Genomic DNA, 13,677 nt, shown 5'->3' with positions numbered 1-13,677 from the left:
ACCGAGCCGATGAGCGATCCAGCCGCCGATGCCCGTACCGCGCCGGTCGCGGTGTGGAAGATGCTGTCCGAACTGAACGGCGAGGCGCTCGAACGATGGCGTGTCGCCGAGGTCGCCAACCGGCCGAGTCCCGAGGAACGCGGCATCGACCTGCCCTTTCCGTTTGGCTGGTTCGCAATCGGCTATTCGGACGAACTGCCCGTGGGGGAGGCGCGGCCGATCCGCTATTTTGGGCGCGAACTGGTGATGTGGCGGGGTGAAGACGGGCAGGTGAAGGTGCTCGACGCCTATTGCCGCCACCTTGGCGCGCATATGGGCCATGGCGGTCGCGTCGTCGGCGACCTGCTCGAATGCCCGTTCCATGCTTGGCGCTATGACGGCACCGGCGTGGTGCGCGAGATCCCCTATGCCCGTACGATCCCGCCGCAGGTGAAGCGACCGTGCCCGCAGCAATGGGTGGTGGAAGAGGCCAATGGCTTCATCTGGACCTGGTATCACCCGCATGGCGTCGCGCCGCAATGGGCGCTGGATCATTATCCCGAGGCGAGCGATCCGGCGTGGACGCCCTATCAGCGCCACGAATGGTTCGTCTATTCGCCGCTCCAGTCGATGGCGGAGAATGGCGTCGACAACGCCCATTTCCAGTTCGTCCACGGCACCGCCAGCTTCCCTGACGCCAAGATCGAGTGGGATGGGCATCGCCGCACCGGCGTCGTCGCCGCGCGGATGGGCACGCCGGCGGGCGAGGTCGACGGCCGCATCGTCAACGGCCAGAACGGGCCGGGGCAGGCCTATACCCGCTTCCAGGGCATTTCGGAGACGATGCTGGTCGCCGCGATCACCCCGGTGGACCGCGATCGCGTCCACGCCCGCTTCGCTTTCACCCAGCCGCGCGCGCAGGCGGAGGGGGCAGGGGCGGGGCTCGCCCGCGCGCTGATCCGCGACATCTGCAAGCAGTTCGATCAGGATAAGGTGATCTGGGATCGGCAGGCCTATCTGCACAACGCGATCATCTGCGACGGCGATGGCCCGATCATCCGCTTCCGCCGCTACTACACGCAATTCTACGCCGAACGCACCGACGAACCCACCGTCCGCAGCGCCTGAGCAGCGATCGTGGAGGGGAAGATCATGCCTGCGCGCCTCACGCCGGCGGCCGTCACTGCCGCCCCCCCGCGGGCCGGCGCCCTCGCCTGGTATGCTCTCGTGCTGCTGACGGTGATGTACAGCCTCAGCTACGCTGATCGCTATCTGGTCGCGAGCCTGGGCGATCCGATCAAGGCGGAGTTCGGCCTTTCCGACAGCTTCCTCGGCCTGCTGATGGGGCCGGCCTTCGCACTGCTGTTCGCGGTCTCCGCGATCCCGATCGCGCGGCTGGCGGACCGCATGAGGCGCGTGACGATCCTCGCTACCGGCTGTTTCATATGGTCGCTGTTCACCTTGCTCTCCGGACTTTCGACCAATGGCTGGATGCTGGCGGTGATGCGGATCGGCGTCGGCATCGGCGAGGCGTCGTTCGTGGCCCCCGCCTATTCGCTGCTGACCGATCGATTTCCGGCGGCGCGGCGCGGGCTGGCCTTCGGCATCCTCGCGCTGGGCATCTATCTTGGGCAGGTCGGCGGCTATGCCGGGGGTCCTGCGGTGGCGCAGCTGATGGGCGGCTGGCGCGGCGCCTTCATTGCGCTCGGCGCGGGTGGGGTGGTGCTGTCCGGCCTCGTGCTGGCGACGATCATCGAGCCGCAGCGCACGCACATGCCACGGGTCGGGCCGCAACTGCGGCTGATCGCGCGGGTGCTCTGGCGCGAGCCCGCCTATCGGCTGGCCAATCTCGGCATGGCGTTCGGCAGCTTTTCGGGGATGGCATTTGGCATGTGGGGCGCGACCTTGTTCGCACGTGCCTTCGCGGTGCCGGTGGCGGAAGCCAGCGCCCGCTTCGGGTTGACCTTCGGCCCCGCCGGCCTTGCCGGTGCGCTGCTGTTCGGCATGTTGTCCGACCGCTTGGTGCGGCGCGACCCGCGCTGGCCGTTGCGGCTCGCCGGTTTGTCGCTGACCGCCGCAACATTGGCGATCCTCGCGGTGAGCTGGGCGCCGGATATCGGCACGGCGACCGTGCTCGCCCTGTTCGCGGGATTGCTGGGGGGCGGCTGGTCGGTCGGCGTGCTGACCGCGCTGCAGACGATGCTGCCACAGACGGTACGCGCCACCGCGACCGCACTGTTCACCTTCGTCACCACCATCATTGCGATGGTGTGCGGGCCATTCGTCGTTGGCCTGCTGAGCGACCTGATCGGCACCGGCGATGCTGCCAGCCTGCGGCCGGCGCTCAGCCTGTGCATCATCGTCGGCTTTCCCGCTGCGGTCGCGCTGTGGCGGGCGAGCGCCAGTGTCGAGGCGGCCCGCGCCAGCCTCGCCGATCATTTCGATACGAGGCCCTGATGCAATTCGCCCTGACCGCCGAACAAAACCTGATCGCCGAAACCGCGCGGGGCCTGTTCGGCGAATTCGCGCCGTTTCTGCGCGCGACTATCGCCAGCGAGGCTGGTTATGACGTCGGTCAGTGGCAACGCGTGACTCACGAGATGGGGTTCGGCGCGATCATGCTGCCGGAGGCCGAGGCCGGCGCGGGGCTCGGCCTCGTCGAACTGGCGCTGGTCACGATCGAGATGGGGCGGACGTTGTTTCCATCCCCCTTCCTGCCCAGCATCGGCGCAGCGCTGCCGCTGCTCTCGGGAATGCCGGAGATCGCCTCGGGCAAGACGATCGCCGCGCCCGCGATCGGTCCGGGGCTGCGTCTCGAAGGCGATCGGCTGTCGGGCGAGGCGCTGGTGGCGTTCGGCCATGTCGCCGATCTGTTCGTCGCGGTTGTCGGCGACCAGGCAATGGCGGTGCCCGCCGCCGGCGCGCAGGTGGAGCGGTTGGCGACGATGGACGTTACCCGGCCGCTCGCCCGCGTGCGCTTCGATCGCGTCGCGGTGGAGGTTGTCGGCGGCGCGGCGCGCGCGCTCGACCAGGCCCGTGTCGTGCTTGCTGCGGAGTGCGTCGGCGGTGCCGACGCCGCGCTGGCAGCGACGGTCGCTTATGCGAAGCAGCGCATTCAGTTCGGCCGGCCGATCGGCAGCTTCCAGGCGCTCAAGCACCGCATGGCGGACATGATGATCGCAATCGAGGCGGCACGCACCGCGGTCTATTATGCCGCGGCGGCGATGGATGAGGAGGATCCTGCGGCGTCCGAAGCGGCGGCCATCGCCCATTTCACTGCGATCGAGGTCTATCAGATGGTCTCGGGCAATATGATTCAGCTCCACGGCGGCATCGGCTTCACGTGGGAGCATGATGCACATCTTCATTTCAAGCGCGCCCGCAGCGCCACGACCCTATTCGGCACGCCCGCCGAGAGCCGCGGGCGGCTGGCAATGCTGATCGGCCTCGACGGGCAGCGGGCGGCCTGAGCGATGCGGCTCGGCTTCACGCCCGAACAGGAGGCGTTTCGCCGCGAGGCGGCGGACTGGCTGAACGCACAGATGTGTGGCGATTTCGCGATGCTGAAAGGACTGCGCAGCCAGAGCGCGCTTGCCGACGAGCGCCGCGCCTGGGAACGCCGCCTCGCGCGTGACGGCTGGAGCGTGATCGGCTGGCCGCGCGAACATGGCGGGCGCGGCGCCAGCCTCGCCGAGCAGGTGATCTTTGCGGAGGAATATGCTCGCGCCGGCGCGCCCGGCCGGATGAGCCATATCGGCATCGAGCTTGCCGGGCCGACGCTCATTCATTTCGGATCGGCCGCACAGAAGGCGCGCTTCCTGCCGCGCATCGTCAGCGGCGTGGAATATTGGGCGCAGGGCTATTCCGAACCCGGTGCAGGCTCCGATCTTGACAATGTGCGCACTCGCGCCTGGCTGGAGGGCGACGAATGGGTGATCGAGGGGCAAAAGACCTGGACCTCGCTGGCACAGTTCGCCGACTGGATCTTCGTGCTGGTACGCACCGAGGCAGGGAGCCGCGGTCCCAAGGGGCTTTCCTTTCTGCTCGTCCCGCTCCGCCAACCCGGGATCAGCCTGCGCCCGATCCGCCAGATGAACGGTGCCGCCGAGTTCAACGAAACCTTCTTCGATGGCGCGCGGACCCATCGCGACAATGTTGTCGGCGGTGTTGGCAATGGCTGGAAGGTGGCGATAGGGCTGCTGGGATTCGAGCGCGGCGTGGGCACGCTCGGCCAGCAGATGAGCTTCGTCGCCGAATATGAAGCTGTGGTCGCCGCGGCGAAGGCCAATGGTGCGATCACCGACCCGCTGATCCGCGATCGGCTGGCGCGCGCCTATGCCGGGCTGAAGATCATGCGCCACGCCGCGCTGCGCAGCTTGTCCGCGGAGGGCGGGCGGGGCTTGGCGGGCGAGGCGCTGACTCACAAGATTTATTGGGCGACATGGCATCGCGCGCTCGGCGAACTGGCGATGGATGTGCTGGGGCAGGCGGGGGAAGTCGCCGACCTTGGCAGCGAGGGCGTCCCTCCGCTCGCTGATCTGTTTCTCTCCAGCCGCGCGGACACCATTTATGGCGGCACCAACCAGATCCAGCGCAACCTGATCGCCGAGCACGGATTGGGGCTGCCCCGCGAGCCGCGCGGGGAGGTGCGCTAGGGCGCGGCGTTCACCTCGGGCGCGGCGCCATTCGCATCGTCAGCGTCGGCGAGGTTGATGTCACCGAGCATCGCTTCCGCGTCGTTGAGCATGCGCGCTTCGTCGGCGGTCAGCGCGCCGGGCGCTGCCTCTTCGCTGCTGCCGCATCCGGCCAGCAACAGGATCGCCGCGATCGACAGGGGCATCCATGATTTCATCGTCTCGCCCTTGCATCAGGGTTGGCGCGAAAAGCGAGGGGCCGCGCTCCGAGAGGGGAGGCGGCGCCCTACGACATCAGCCAGGCGAAAACCTCAGTTGGTTTCGTCCTTGATGTCCTTGCCGGCCTTTTCGAGCGCATTGCCCGTCGCGGTCGCGGCGTCGTCGGCTGCCTCCCCGATTGAATCCATGCTGTTTTCAGCGCCGCTCAACGCTCGGTCGGTGGCGGCCTCAAGGTCGTCGCCTGCCTTGTCGAGCGCGTTGGCGCCATCGGCGACCGAGGTGTTCACCGCCTGGCTAGCCTCGTCGGCGGCCTTGTCAGAGCAGGCAGTGAGGCCCAGCGCGGCCGCTGCAACGATCGGGAGCGCAAAAAACGTCTTCATCGGGAAGTTCCCCTGTGGTTCAGCATTCGCGCGCAGCCGTTGAAAGCCGCGCTTGCGCTGGAATAAGGCTGGCGTCAGAGGCAGGCAAGCCTGCGTGCCAGAGCGGTCGGCGCAGCGGCCACCTTGACATTGATATAAAGATATCCTTATGTCTTGAAATCATGTCGTCAACCGCTCTCGACATCTTCCGCGCCGCGGCGGATCCGACGCGTCTTCGGATTCTCGTGCTGCTGCGCGCGATGGAACTGTCGGTGGGCGAACTTGCGCAGGTGCTGGGACAGAGCCAGCCGCGCGTCTCACGCCACGTGAAGATCCTGGCGGATGCCGATCTCACCGTCCGCCGCAAGGAAGGAAGCTGGGTTTTCCTGGGTCTGGGCGATGTCGCGCGCGTCGCGCCCTTGCTTGATGCGATCGATGCCTGGGCGCGGATCGACGGCGGCGATCACTGGACAGTGGCCGACGCCGCGCGGCTCGCCGCGGTTCGTGCCGAGCGCGCCGCGTCGGCTGAACGCTATTTCGCGCAGCACGCTGACCAATGGGATGCGATCCGCTCGCTCCATGTCGCCGAGAGCGACGTGGAAGCAGCGATGACCGCCATATTGGGTGGTGGGCAGCTTGGCCGGCTGGTCGATATCGGCACTGGCACCGGCCGAATGATCGAGCTTTTCGCGGATCGTGCCGCGTCGGCATGCGGGGTTGATCGCAGCCCGGAAATGCTGCGCCTCGCCCGCGCCAAACTGTCCGACCGCGGCTTTGCCAATGTCGAGCTGCGTCAGGGCGACATGTATGCGCTGCCGCTGGCCGGCGGCACCGCCGATCTCGTCATCCTCCATCAGGTGCTGCATTTTGCGCAGCAGCCTGGGGCGGCGATCGCCGAGGCGGCGCGCTTGCTGGACGGCGCCGGGCGCATATTGATCGTCGATTTCGCGCCGCATGAGCGTGAGGAACTGCGCACGCAGGATGCGCATGTCCGCCTCGGATTCAGCGACGATCAGATCGCGCGCTGGTTCGGTGAATCCGGGCTGGTGGTGGACCGTGTCGAACGGCTCGGCGGCGGCGAGCTCACCGTCAATCTCTGGCTCGGCAGCAAGGCCGGTGCCGCACGTCTCGAGGAAGCAGCATGAATCTATCGCTCGGACAGCTCGAAGAGGCGCGGCGCGCGCTCGACGCGCCGCTGTTCGCCGATCTCGCCGGTGACGCCGAGGTGTCGTTCGAATTCTTCCCGCCCAAGTCGGAGAAGATGGAACAGACCTTGTGGGAAGCCGTGCAGACGCTGGCGCCGCTGGGGCCGCGCTTCGTCTCCGTCACCTACGGTGCCGGCGGGTCGACGCGCGAGCGCACTCACGCCACCGTCGCACGCATCGCCAGCGAGACCGCGATTCCGGCGGCGGCGCACCTCACCTGCGTCGGCGCGAGCAAGGCCGAGATCGCCGAGGTGGCGGAAGCCTATTGGCAGGCAGGCGTGCGCCATATCGTCGCCCTGCGCGGCGATCCGCCGGTCGTTGGAGAGCGCTTCGTGCCGCATCCTGAAGGCTTCTCTGGTGCCGCAGATCTGGTCGCAGGGCTGAAGGCTGTGCGGCCATTCGAGATTTCGGTGGCCGCGTATCCGGAGACGCATCCCGAGGCTGTGTCGGCGGAGTCCGATCTCGACAATCTCAGGGCAAAGCTGGACGCAGGCGCCAATCGTGCGATCACCCAGTTCTTCTTCTCGCCCGAGGCCTTCTTCCGCTTCCGCGACCGCGCCGCGGCCGCGGGCATCGATGCGGAGATCGTGCCGGGCATCCTGCCCGTCTCCAACGTCGCGCAGACCCGAAAGTTCGCTGCGATGTGCGGCGCCGCCATCCCTGACTGGATGGACCGGCTGTTCGAGGGGCTGGACGATCACCCCGCCGCGCGCCAGCTGATCGCCGCGACCATTGCCGGCGAATTGTGCCGCAAGCTCTACGCCGGAGGCGTCCGCCACTTCCATTTCTACACGCTCAACCGCGCCGAGCTGAGCTACGCGATCTGCCATCTGCTCGGCCTGCGTCCGGGTGCCCCGGCGCTGACGGAGAAAGCCGCATGACCAAGCTCACCCCCTCCGCCGCTGCCCAGCGCCTGCGTGAACAGGCCGCCGAGCGCATTTTGCTGACCGATGGCGCGTTCGGCACAATGATCCAGTCCTATCGGTTGACCGAGGAGGATTATCGCGGTGGGCTTCATCTTGAGATGGACCAGAAGGGCAATAACGACCTGCTGGCGATCAGCCGCCCGCATGTGATCGCCGAGATCACCGAGGCCTATCTGGACGCCGGGTCGGACATTGTTTCGACCAACACGTTCAACGCCAACACGATCAGCCAGGCCGATTATGGCGCCGAGCATCTGGTGCGCGACATGAACCTCGCCGCCGCGCAGATCGCCCGTGACGCCGCGCGTGCCGCCGAAGCGCGCGACGGCCGTCCGCGGTTCGTCGCCGGCGCGATCGGGCCGACCAACAAGACGCTGTCGCTGTCGCCCGACGTCAACGACCCCGGCTATCGCGCGATCAGCTTTGACGAGCTGAAGGACGTCTATCGCGACCAGGCCGATGCGCTGCTCGATGGTGGCGCGGACTTCATCCTGATCGAGACGGTGTTCGACACGCTCAACGCCAAGGCCGGCATCATGGCCGCGATCGAGGCGGGTGAGGCGCGCGGGCAGGAAGTTCCGCTGATGCTGAGCTTCACCGTCACCGACATGTCCGGACGCAATCTTTCGGGCCATTCGATCGAGGCGTTCTGGGCGAGCGTGCGCCATGCCCGACCGCTGACCATCGGCCTCAACTGCTCGTTCGGCGCACCGCAGCTCCGCCCGCATGTCGCGACGATCGCGGCGATGGCGGACACCCTGGTAATGGTCTATCCCAACGCCGGGCTTCCCAACGATCTCGGGCAATATGACGAGCAGCCCGAGACCACCGGCGGCTTCATCCGCGAATGGGCGGACGCGCGGCTGATCAACATCGTCGGCGGCTGCTGCGGCACCACGCCAGGCCATATCGCCGCGATGCGCCACGCCGTCGCAGGCCAGCCGCCGCGCACGCTCGCAAAACCCGCCGCCAGGACGCTTCTCGCAGGCCTCGAACCGATGATCCTCGCCGCCTGATTTTACCCTCTCCCCTTGGGGAGAGGGCAGGGTGAGGGCCTTCTCACGTCTTTCTCTTCTTCAGTTCAGGAACACCGCCCGATGACCGCCGCCACGCTGCGCTCCGAGCCAGAACCCGCGCCGCAGCGCGCGACCTTCGTCAACATCGGTGAGCGCACCAACGTCACCGGGTCGGCGGCGTTCAAGAAGCTGATCATGGCCGGCGACTATACCAAGGCGATCGAGGTCGCGCGCCAGCAGGTCGAGAACGGCGCGCAGATCGTCGACGTCAACATGGACGAGGGGCTGCTCGATGCCGAGCAGGCGATGGTCACCTTCCTCAAGCTGATCGCGGCGGAGCCGGATATCGCGCGCGTGCCGCTGATGATCGACAGTTCCAAATGGTCGGTGATCGAGGCCGGGTTGAAGTGCGTCTCGGGCAAGCCGATCGTCAATTCGATCAGCATGAAGGAGGGCATCGAGCCCTTCCTCGCGCAGGCGCGCAAGGTGCGGGCCTATGGCGCTGCCGTGGTGGTGATGGCGTTCGACGAGGTCGGTCAGGCCGACACGAAGGACCGCAAGGTCGAGATTTGCGAGCGCGCCTATAATCTGCTGGTCGAGGATGGCTTCCCGCCCGAGGACATCATCTTCGATCCCAACATCTTCGCGGTGGCGACGGGCATCGACGAGCATCGCCGCTACGCGATCGACTTCATCGAGGCGACCGCGGAGATCCGCAAGCGTTGCCCCGGCTGCCACATCTCCGGCGGTGTTTCCAACCTCAGCTTCTCGTTCCGCGGCAATGAGCCAGTGCGTCGCGCGATGCACAGCGTGTTCCTTTACCACGCCATCCAGGCGGGGATGGACATGGGCATCGTCAATGCCGGCCAGCTCGACGTCTACGACCAGATCGATCCTGAACTGCGCGAGGCGTGCGAGGACGTGATCTGGGATCGCCGCGAAGATTCGACCGAGCGGCTGATCGCGATCGCCGAGCGCTTCCGCGGCAAGGATGCCGCCGCCGAAAAGGCGGCCGAGGAGTGGCGCGGCTGGCCGGTCGCCAAGCGGCTGGAACATGCGCTGGTGAAGGGGCTCGACGCCTATGTCGTCGACGATACCGAGGAAGCGCGCCAGCAGTTCGCGCGGCCGATCGAGGTGATCGAAGGCCCGCTGATGGACGGCATGAACGTGGTCGGCGACCTGTTCGGGTCGGGCAAGATGTTCCTGCCGCAGGTGGTGAAGTCCGCCCGCGTGATGAAGAAGGCGGTGGCGCATCTGCTGCCCTTCATCGAGGCGCAGAAGGAAGCCGGCGCGCGCGCGAAGGGCCGTATCGTGATGGCGACCGTGAAGGGCGACGTCCACGATATCGGCAAGAACATCGTCGGCGTCGTCCTCCAGTGCAACGGCTTTGAGGTGATCGACCTCGGCGTGATGGTGCCGTGGACGAAGATCCTCGAGACCGCGCAGGACAATGACGCCGACATGATCGGCCTCTCCGGCCTGATCACCCCCTCGCTCGACGAGATGGTGACGGTGGCGGAGGAGATGAAGCGCGCGAAGATGGCGATGCCGCTGCTGATCGGCGGCGCCACCACTTCGAAGGCGCACACAGCGCTGCGCATCGCCCCGGCCTATGACGGCCCGGTGGTCTATGTGCTGGACGCCAGCCGCGCGGTCGGCGTCGCTTCGACATTGGTCAGCGACACCCAGCGTGACGAGTTCGTCGAGAAGACCGCGGCGGACTATGCCGCCGTGCGCCGCGCGCGCGAGGGCAAGGGACAGAACGAACTGCTGCCGCTCGACAAGGCCCGCGCCAACGGCTTCGCAGTCGATTATGCCGCCAAGCCCGGCGCGCCGAAGCAGCCCGGCCTGCACGTCTATGAGGACTGGGATCTCGCCGACCTGCGCGATTATATCGACTGGACGCCCTTCTTCCGCGCGTGGGAACTGGCCGGCACCTATCCCGCGATCCTGAACGACGAGGTGGTCGGCGAAAGCGCGACCAGCCTGTTCGCCGACGCGCAGAAGATGCTCGATCGGATCATCGACGAGAAATGGCTGACCGCGAAGGGCGTCGCCGCGCTGTGGCCGTGCCGCCGCGAGGAGGATGACGTCATCATCGATGCGGGCGAGGGTGAGGTGCGCATGCCCTTCCTGCGCCAGCAGATCGCCAAGCGTGAGGGCCGCGCCAATATGTGCCTGGCCGATTTCATCGATCCGGCGGGCGACTGGTTCGGCGGCTTCGCGGTCACCGCCGGCCACGGCATCGACGCGCACCTCGCCCGCTTCAAGGCGGACAATGACGATTATTCGGACATTCTGCTGAAGGCGCTGGCCGATCGCCTCGCCGAAGCCTTTGCCGAACGCATGCACCAGCATGTCCGCACGACCTTGTGGGGCTATGCCGAGGGCGAGCAACTCACCAACGAGGCGCTGATCCGCGAGCAATATCGCGGCATCCGCCCCGCGCCGGGCTATCCCGCCTGTCCTGACCACAGCCTCAAGCCGATCCTGTTCGACCTGCTCGACGCCGAGGCGAAGACCGGCATCACGCTGACCGACAGCTTCGCGATGCTGCCGACCGCGGCGGTCTCGGGCTTCTATTTCGGCCATCCCGACAGCCAGTATTTCGGCGTCGCCCGCATCGGTCCGGATCAGGTCGAGGATTATGCCGCGCGGCGCGGCATTGACCGCGCGACGGCGGAACGCTGGCTGCGGCCGAATCTGGACTGAGAAAAGCAATTCCCACTTCTTGCCACGATGCTCTAAGGCGCTGCCCGGAGCCGAGTGGCAGGAAAGTGGAAATGGCAGAGAGATTGCGTGTTGCGCTGGCGGGATTGGGGACTGTGGGCGGCGGTGTCGTCCGGTTGCTCGAGGCCAATGAAGGGCTGATTACCCGTCGTGCGGGCATGCCGATCGAGATCGTCGCGGTTTCCGCGCGCGATCGCAGCCGGGATCGCGGGATCGATCTGTCGCGCTTCGACTGGGTCGACGACACCGCCAGCCTGGCTGCGCGCGACGATGTCGACGTCGTCGTCGAGCTGATCGGCGGTTCGGACGGCCCGGCGCTCACGCTGGCTCGCAACACGCTTGCCGCGGGCAAGGCGTTCGTTACCGCCAACAAGGCGATGATTGCGCACCACGGTCTCGAACTCGCGCGGCAAGCCGAGGACAAAAGCGTCGCCCTGAAATATGAGGCGGCGGTGGCCGGCGGCATTCCGGTGATCAAGGGCCTGCGCGAAGGCGCGGCGGCCAATGAGATCGGGCAGGTCTATGGCATCCTCAACGGCACCTGCAATTACATCCTGACGACCATGGAAGAGCGCGGCAGCGACTTCGCCGACGTGCTCGCCGAGGCGCAGGCGCTGGGCTATGCCGAGGCCGATCCGAGCTTCGACATCGACGGTGTCGATGCCGCGCACAAGCTGGCGATCCTCTCCAGCCTCGCGTTCGGCACCCGGCTCGATTTCGACGGCATCGCAGTCTCGGGCATTCGCCACGTCATCGCCGCGGACATCGCCGAGGCGCAGGCGCTCGGCTTCCGCATCCGTCTCGTCGGCCTTGCGGAAGCGGATTCGGGCGGCCTGTTCCAGCGCGTCCACCCCTGCCTGGTGCCGACCAGCCACCCGCTGGCGCATGTCGCGGGGTCGCTCAACGCCGTTGTGGCAGAAGGCAATTTCGTCGGTCGGCTGTTCTTCCAGGGCCGTGGTGCCGGTGACGGCCCGACCGCCTCGGCCGTCGTCGCGGATCTCATCGATATCGCCCGTGGCGAATTTGGCCCCGCCTTCGCGATGCCGGTCGATGCGCTTGCCGAACCGCCGGTCGCCTCCAGCGCCGCGCGACTCGGCCGTGCTTATTTGCGCTTCACCGTCGTCGACAAGCCGGGCGTGCTTGCCGAGATTGCAGCGGCCATGCGCGATTCAGGCGTGTCGATCGAAAGCCTGATCCAGCGCGGCACCGCACCGGATGGCTCGGCGATCATCGCGATCGTCACCCATGCGGGCCCTGAGCGCGCAGTGGCGGACGCGCTGGAACGGCTTCGCGGTTCGGCCAGCCTGACCGGCGAGCCGATGCTGATGCACATTCTCGATCTCTGATTTCGCGCTTCCGGGGGGCGTTTTAGCTGCATTGCAGCAAAGCGCTCCCTCCTGTTCTCGACAACGCCAAATCGGGCGCTTATCGCCGGATCATTCGTGCCTCTTCTCAAAGGATCGTCCCCGTCATGGTGAAAGCAAGCCAGGTTCTAGATCGCGTTCTGGTGCTTGAAATGGTGCGCGTCACCGAAGCCGCGGCGATTGCCGCTTCGACGATGATCGGCCGGGGCGACGAGAAGGCGGCCGATGCCGCCGCCGTGGAGGCGATGCGCGCCGCCCTCAACGAACTGCCGATGGACGGCACCGTCGTCATCGGTGAGGGCGAGCGTGACGAAGCGCCGATGCTGTACATCGGCGAGAAGGTCGGTTCGCAGCAGGGTAAGGGCCCCCGGATCGACATCGCGCTCGATCCGCTCGAAGGCACGACGATCACCGCCAAGGCCGGCCCGAACGCGCTGGCGGTGCTGGCGATCGCCGAAGAGGGCAACCTGCTGAACGCACCCGACGTCTATATGGACAAGCTGGCGGTCGGCCCTGGCTATCCCGAGGGCGTGATCGACCTCAACAAGACGCCGACCGAGAACATCAACGCCGTCGCCGCCGCCAAGGGCGTCGAGCCCAAGGACATCATCGTCTGCGTTCTGGATCGTCCGCGCCACGAAAAGCTGGTCGCCGAACTCCGCAGCATCGGCTGCGGCATCATGCTGATTCCGGACGGCGACGTCGCCGGCGTGATCGCGACGACCGATCCCGACACCACGATCGACGTCTATATGGGTTCGGGTGGCGCGCCCGAGGGCGTGCTCGCCTGCGCGGCGCTGAGCTGCGTCGGCGGCCAGTTCCAGGGGCGGTTGCTGTTCCGCAACGATGATGAGCGCAAGCGCGCTGCCAAGTGGGGCATCGAGGATCTCGACAAGGTTTACCACCTCAACGAACTGGTGAAGGGCGACGCGATCTTCGCTGCGACCGGCGTGACGGACGGCTCGCTGCTCGAAGGTGTCAAGCGCCGCAAGGGCTGTATGACGACCGAAACGGTGGTGATGCGCGCCAGCTCCGGCACCGTGCGCTGGGTGAAGGGCGAGCACCGCAAGGCGAAGTAAGCTTAAGCTGCGCCGGCCCAGACTCGCCTGGTCGGCGTCGCGGCTCGTTTCGTCTCTCTCGTTGCAACGGTTACGCGATCCTGTCCGTCTTGTTGTTTCAGGTTCATGCAACTTCGATCAATAGCGCGGCGTTGGGTTGTTCGTTCCTCAAGAGGGAAGAAAGGGA

At 66.8% G+C, this 13,677-nt stretch carries 12 protein-coding genes; 10 read left to right on the top strand and 2 right to left on the bottom strand.

The genetic code is table 11. The features are described from left to right. Positions 1-9 precede the first annotated feature (9 nt). The 4 genes from FHS96_RS26630 to FHS96_RS26615 are packed head-to-tail and all read left to right on the top strand — an operon-like array spanning position 10 to position 4,634. On the top strand, positions 10-1,107 hold the full coding sequence (locus FHS96_RS26630) for a Rieske 2Fe-2S domain-containing protein (protein ID WP_429599082.1): 1,098 nt from the start codon (positions 10-12) through the stop codon (positions 1,105-1,107). A 24-nt stretch (positions 1,108-1,131) separates the two neighbouring features. Further along, entirely contained in the window at positions 1,132-2,436 is a 1,305-nt protein-coding gene (locus FHS96_RS26625) for a spinster family MFS transporter (protein ID WP_429599079.1), read from the top strand. Beyond that, a complete protein-coding gene (locus FHS96_RS26620; RefSeq protein WP_429599076.1) occupies positions 2,436-3,449 on the top strand; it encodes an acyl-CoA dehydrogenase family protein in 1,014 nt (337 codons plus the stop codon). Before FHS96_RS26625 ends, FHS96_RS26620 begins: the two co-directional genes overlap by 1 nt. A 3-nt stretch (positions 3,450-3,452) precedes the next feature. Continuing rightward, the gene (locus FHS96_RS26615; RefSeq protein ID WP_429599073.1) at positions 3,453-4,634 is read left to right on the top strand and encodes an acyl-CoA dehydrogenase family protein; all 1,182 of its coding nucleotides are present in this window, start codon (positions 3,453-3,455) and stop codon (positions 4,632-4,634) included. Here FHS96_RS26615 and FHS96_RS26610 read toward each other — a convergent pair. Together FHS96_RS26610 and FHS96_RS26605 are read right to left on the bottom strand one after the other, a co-directional pair. After that, entirely contained in the window at positions 4,631-4,831 is a 201-nt protein-coding gene (locus FHS96_RS26610) for a hypothetical protein (RefSeq protein WP_429599070.1), read from the bottom strand. The genes FHS96_RS26615 and FHS96_RS26610 overlap by 4 nt on opposite strands. Before the next feature lie 93 nt (positions 4,832-4,924). Then, complete coding sequence (locus FHS96_RS26605) at positions 4,925-5,212, bottom strand: hypothetical protein (protein WP_429599067.1); 288 nt, start codon at positions 5,210-5,212, stop codon at positions 4,925-4,927. Positions 5,213-5,373: 161 nt separating this feature from the next. On the opposite strand from FHS96_RS26605, the gene FHS96_RS26600 reads away from it, so the two are divergent. The 6 genes from FHS96_RS26600 (at position 5,374) to glpX (ending at position 13,511) form a co-directional block, all read left to right on the top strand. Beyond that, entirely contained in the window at positions 5,374-6,336 is a 963-nt protein-coding gene (locus FHS96_RS26600) for an ArsR/SmtB family transcription factor (RefSeq protein WP_429599064.1), read from the top strand. Beyond that, a complete protein-coding gene (metF, locus tag FHS96_RS26595; RefSeq protein WP_429599060.1) occupies positions 6,333-7,277 on the top strand; it encodes a methylenetetrahydrofolate reductase in 945 nt (314 codons plus the stop codon). Before FHS96_RS26600 ends, metF begins: the two co-directional genes overlap by 4 nt. Continuing rightward, entirely contained in the window at positions 7,274-8,338 is a 1,065-nt protein-coding gene (locus FHS96_RS26590) for a homocysteine S-methyltransferase family protein (protein ID WP_429599057.1), read from the top strand. Before metF ends, FHS96_RS26590 begins: the two co-directional genes overlap by 4 nt. An 81-nt stretch (positions 8,339-8,419) precedes the next feature. Beyond that, entirely contained in the window at positions 8,420-11,050 is a 2,631-nt protein-coding gene (gene metH / locus FHS96_RS26585) for a methionine synthase (RefSeq protein WP_429599053.1), read from the top strand. A 71-nt stretch (positions 11,051-11,121) separates the two neighbouring features. After that, positions 11,122-12,414: a homoserine dehydrogenase gene (locus FHS96_RS26580; protein ID WP_429599051.1), complete on the top strand. Its 1,293-nt coding sequence runs from the start codon at positions 11,122-11,124 to the stop codon at positions 12,412-12,414. A gap of 125 nt (positions 12,415-12,539) precedes the next feature. Next, the gene (glpX, locus tag FHS96_RS26575; RefSeq protein WP_429599049.1) at positions 12,540-13,511 is read left to right on the top strand and encodes a class II fructose-bisphosphatase; all 972 of its coding nucleotides are present in this window, start codon (positions 12,540-12,542) and stop codon (positions 13,509-13,511) included. Positions 13,512-13,677 lie beyond the last annotated feature (166 nt).

Source organism: Sphingomonas zeicaulis (assembly GCF_050433225.1).
GTDB classification, from domain to species: Bacteria; Pseudomonadota; Alphaproteobacteria; order Sphingomonadales; family Sphingomonadaceae; genus Sphingomonas_D; species Sphingomonas_D zeicaulis.
The sequence above is the reverse complement of the archived record's forward strand: the minus strand, read 5'-3'. Positions and strand labels throughout refer to the sequence as shown.

Excerpts from the sequence above, each read along its gene's own strand:
- FHS96_RS26630 (WP_429599082.1), top strand. The coding sequence starts at position 10 with ATGAGCGATCCAGCCGCCGATGCCCGTACCGCGCCGGTCGCGGTGTGG.
- FHS96_RS26625 (WP_429599079.1), top strand. The coding sequence starts at position 1,132 with ATGCCTGCGCGCCTCACGCCGGCGGCCGTCACTGCCGCCCCCCCGCGG.
- FHS96_RS26620 (WP_429599076.1), top strand. The coding sequence starts at position 2,436 with ATGCAATTCGCCCTGACCGCCGAACAAAACCTGATCGCCGAAACCGCG.
- FHS96_RS26615 (WP_429599073.1), top strand. The coding sequence starts at position 3,453 with ATGCGGCTCGGCTTCACGCCCGAACAGGAGGCGTTTCGCCGCGAGGCG.
- FHS96_RS26610 (WP_429599070.1), bottom strand. The coding sequence starts at position 4,831 with ATGAAATCATGGATGCCCCTGTCGATCGCGGCGATCCTGTTGCTGGCC.
- FHS96_RS26605 (WP_429599067.1), bottom strand. The coding sequence starts at position 5,212 with ATGAAGACGTTTTTTGCGCTCCCGATCGTTGCAGCGGCCGCGCTGGGC.
- FHS96_RS26600 (WP_429599064.1), top strand. The coding sequence starts at position 5,374 with ATGTCGTCAACCGCTCTCGACATCTTCCGCGCCGCGGCGGATCCGACG.
- metF (WP_429599060.1), top strand. The coding sequence starts at position 6,333 with ATGAATCTATCGCTCGGACAGCTCGAAGAGGCGCGGCGCGCGCTCGAC.
- FHS96_RS26590 (WP_429599057.1), top strand. The coding sequence starts at position 7,274 with ATGACCAAGCTCACCCCCTCCGCCGCTGCCCAGCGCCTGCGTGAACAG.
- metH (WP_429599053.1), top strand. The coding sequence starts at position 8,420 with ATGACCGCCGCCACGCTGCGCTCCGAGCCAGAACCCGCGCCGCAGCGC.
- FHS96_RS26580 (WP_429599051.1), top strand. The coding sequence starts at position 11,122 with ATGGCAGAGAGATTGCGTGTTGCGCTGGCGGGATTGGGGACTGTGGGC.
- glpX (WP_429599049.1), top strand. The coding sequence starts at position 12,540 with ATGGTGAAAGCAAGCCAGGTTCTAGATCGCGTTCTGGTGCTTGAAATG.